The organism is Thiohalophilus sp. (genome assembly GCF_046483665.1).
In the GTDB taxonomy this organism is placed as follows: Bacteria; Pseudomonadota; Gammaproteobacteria; order UBA6429; family Thiohalophilaceae; genus Thiohalophilus.
Genome location: NZ_JAWOCR010000024.1, coordinates 1 through 3,874 on the forward strand (window position 1 = coordinate 1; position 3,874 = coordinate 3,874).

The window sequence follows — 3,874 nt, forward strand, 5'->3', positions numbered from 1 at the left end:
GTCACTTTTAATTCGCGCCGGTCATATTCAGGCAACTCCAGGAAGAAACCAAAGTTCTCCCGTTCCTGCTCACGCAACGGCGGCTGCGGCGCCATGTTCAGGGCCTTGCGACTGGCATTTGACTTGTCGTGAATCGGACAGATATCCACGCACAAACCACAGCCGGTACAGTCCTCCGGCGCCACCTGGTAACTGATCATCATTCCTTCAGGAAAACCCTTGCCCAGCATCGGATGGGCCTTGAAATTTTGCGGTGCCTTTTTAAACGCCGCTTCGCTGAAGATTTTGCTGCGGATCGCCGCATGCGGACAGACCAACGGGCATTTACCGCACTGGGTACACAACTCGGGCTCCCAGACCGGTATTTCCAGCGCCAGGTTGCGCTTTTCATAGCGTGCCGTCCCCAACGGATAACTGCCATTGGCCGGTAACCGGCTGACCGGCACCTCATCGCCACGGCCGGCGATGATCTCGCCCGTCACCTGTTGCACGAAGTCGGGCGCCTCGGCCGGCACCGGCGGTTTGATCTCAAGCTCACTCTCCACCTGTTTCGGAATGGCCACTTCCTGCAGATGATCGAGGGCCGCATCGATGGCCTGGAAATTGATATCGACAATCCGCCGGCCTTTTTTGCCGTAGGTTTTCTCCACCGCGCTCTTGATCGCCCCGATCGCCTGTTCTTTGGGCAAAATACCGGAGATGGCGAAAAAGCAGGTCTGCATAATGGTATTGATGCGTTTTCCCATCCCCGCCTGCTCGGCAACGGTATACGCATCAACGGTATAAAAATGGATCTGTTTGTCGATGATCTGCTGCTGCATTTTGCGCGGCAGGCTTTGCCAGACCCGATCGGCGGGCTCTGGCGAGTTGAGCAGAAATACGGCTTCTTGCTTTGCCTTGTCGAGCATGTTGTAGCGTTCAAGAAACACCGGCTGATGGCAGGCAACAAAATCGGCATCGTTGTCGCCGATAAGATAGGTCGAGCGGATCGGTCTGGGTCCAAAACGCAGATGGGACACAGTGACCGCTCCGGCCTTCTTCGAGTCATAAACAAAGTAACCCTGGGCATGAAGTTCGGTGGATTCACCGATAATCTTGATACTGTTCTTGTTGGCACTGACTGTTCCGTCGCTGCCCAGGCCATAGAACATAGCCTGAAAGGTATCTATATGGGCATCGGTTCGAAAAGCTGAGTCCCATTCCAGGCTGGTATGCGTAACATCGTCGTGAATACCGATGGTAAAGTGATTCTTCGGATTATTTCTGCTCAGCTCATCGAATACCGCCTTGATCATGCCCGGAGTAAACTCTTTGGAAGATAACCCATAGCGGCCCCCGGTCACTGTCGGCATCCCGTCAAACCGGCAATCACCGCTGCAGTAGTGCTGGGCTATGGCCGTAACCACATCCTTGTACAGGGGTTCGCCGTCCGCTCCCGGTTCCTTGGTGCGATCCAGCACCGCGATTTTATTGACGCTCGGCGGCAGGGCGTGAATCAGGGTTTCGGCATCAAAGGGGCGATACAGCCGGACCTTGAGCAACCCCACTTTTTCTCCCTGACGATTGAGATATTCCACCGTCTCCTGGACTGCTTCGGCCCCGGAGCCCATCAGGATTATCACCCGTTTGGCCTGTTCGTTTCCGAAATACTCAAACAACCGGTACTGTCGACCGGTCAATTCGGCAAAGCGGTCCATCGCCTGCTGCACAATACCGGGTAATTTTTCATAAAAAGGATTGACGGTTTCCCGCGCCTGAAAATAGATATCCGGATTTTGTGAGCTGCCACGTAACACGGGGTGTTCCGGTGAGAGGGCGTTGCGCCGATGGCGCTCGATCCAGTCTGGCCGGACCATCGCCTTGAGGACCTCATCATCGATACCCTGCAGTTTGGCCACTTCGTGAGAGGTACGAAAACCATCGAAAAAATGCACCATCGGCACCCGCCCCTCCAGACTCGCCGCCTGGGCGATCAGGGCAAAGTCCATCACCTCCTGGGGTGAGTTGGCGCATAGAAAACCAAACCCGGTCATGCGTGTACTCATCACATCACTGTGATCGCCAAAAATTGACAGAGCCTGACAGGCCAGCGAGCGGGACGCCACATGAAAGACCGTCGGAGTCAATTCCCCGCCAATCTTGTACATGTTGGGGATCATCAGCAGCAGACCCTGCGAGGCGGTGAATGTCGTGGTCAGGGCTCCGGTCTGTAAAGCGCCGTGAATTGCGCCAGCGGCACCGCCTTCACTTTGCATTTCGACGATGTGCGGTACTGTTTTCCACAGGTTAGTCTGACCGCGCGACGACCACTCGTCTGCCCATTCTCCCATCGGCGAGGCAGGGGTAATAGGATAAATAGCGATGACTTCGTTAAGCTTGTGCGCGACGGTTGCAGCGGCCTGATTGCCGTCGATTGTCAAACTACGGGGGCTGGACATGATACAGGGGATCCTTTCAGGGCAGAGTCACACCCATAAAGATAGATCGCCTGAACCTCGGCGTCTATTTCTTTAGAGTATTACCCGGATATCATCTGCTTGAGTAATCCCGGCGCCGGTCAGTATACTCAACCTGCCCGCTGTTTATCCGTATTATGATAATCCAGAAACGCGGCGGCTCCCTCTGCGCCCAGATATTTTTTCAGCAGCCTGTGGTCAGCCTGGCGCAGGTCAACCCGGATCAGGCCATCGACACAATGCTGGAAGTGGGGGTCAACATTGAAACCCAGCAGTCGGCCGCCCAACTTCAGATATTGTCGAATCAGCACCGGTACGCCCTTGTCATCTTCTTCGATTTCGGCAATCAATGTAGATAGCTCATCCAGATTGATATCTTTGTGCAGCATCGTATTCCAGCCGTCCTTCCAGTTCACCCGGTACGGGTAACGCGGCTTGACATGCCGACCCAGTGCACCATCGAACAAATTCTGCTTGAGAAACCGGATCAACAAACGCTGTGACATCCCGCTGTAATCATTACTGATACTGACCGGGCCGAACAGATTGGCATATTGCGGATTTTGCGCTATAAAATGGCCGATTCCTTTCCATAACAACATCAATGGCGCAAAGTTGCGCTGATATTCCGGCCGCACGAAAGAACGTCCAAGTTCAATAGCTGGACTGATCTGTTGCAGGAAGTTGCGACTGTAGCGAAACAGCGAATGACTGTATAGACCACGACGACCATAACTGCGCAAGATTTCATCGACCAGCCCCAGCCGGTAGCCCCCGACCACCTGCTTCTGCCGTGCATTCCAGACAAACAGATGCAAATAGAATCGGTCAAACAAATCGATATCACTGCTATTGCCAGTACCCTCACCCACCGCTCTGAAGCTGATTTCACGCTGACGACCGATTTCCTGTAACAAAAGAGGTATTTGCCCCGCCCTGGCATACCAGACCTGTAACTCGCCGGAGGTATCCAGCTGCTGCTCAAGTGGTAATGTGGCCAGTTCATGCTCCAGCTGTATAGTGTCTACCGGCGGTAAAATTGATGACTGCACTTCTTCCCCGGAAATTGACAGTTCACTGTTTATTCCGCCTTCGCTCTGTGACAACAGGCAGGTTCGCATACGTAAATACCCTGCCAGTTCCTGCATCCGCTCGAACCTGAGTAGCTTGCTTTTATCAAACGGCTTACCAATACGTAAGCTTATCGTACTGTGACATTTATTAAGCAGTTCGCGAGGCAGCAACACGGTTTTGAATACTGGCGGCAATAATCCGCTCAGACAAAACAGCGGGCTGTTATTGCCCGCAAACTGAATGGGCACAACACTCGCATCACAAAGGCGGGCCAGTCGTGCCACGGATGCGTCCCAGGGTCCTTCGCTCACCGACCAATTCCCCCAACGACGAGACGCCACATC

General features: G+C 53.9%; 2 protein-coding genes. Both read right to left on the bottom strand.

Features of this window, described 5'->3' with window-relative positions:
• On the bottom strand, positions 1–2,438 hold a 2,438-nt coding region (gene nifJ / locus R6U90_RS06365), incomplete at its 3' end, for a pyruvate:ferredoxin (flavodoxin) oxidoreductase (protein WP_410351834.1).
• Between the two features lie 128 nt (positions 2,439–2,566).
• Positions 2,567–3,841: a lysophospholipid acyltransferase family protein gene (locus R6U90_RS06370; RefSeq protein ID WP_410351835.1), complete on the bottom strand. Its 1,275-nt coding sequence runs from the start codon at positions 3,839–3,841 to the stop codon at positions 2,567–2,569.
• Between the last annotated feature and the right edge of the window lie 33 nt (positions 3,842–3,874).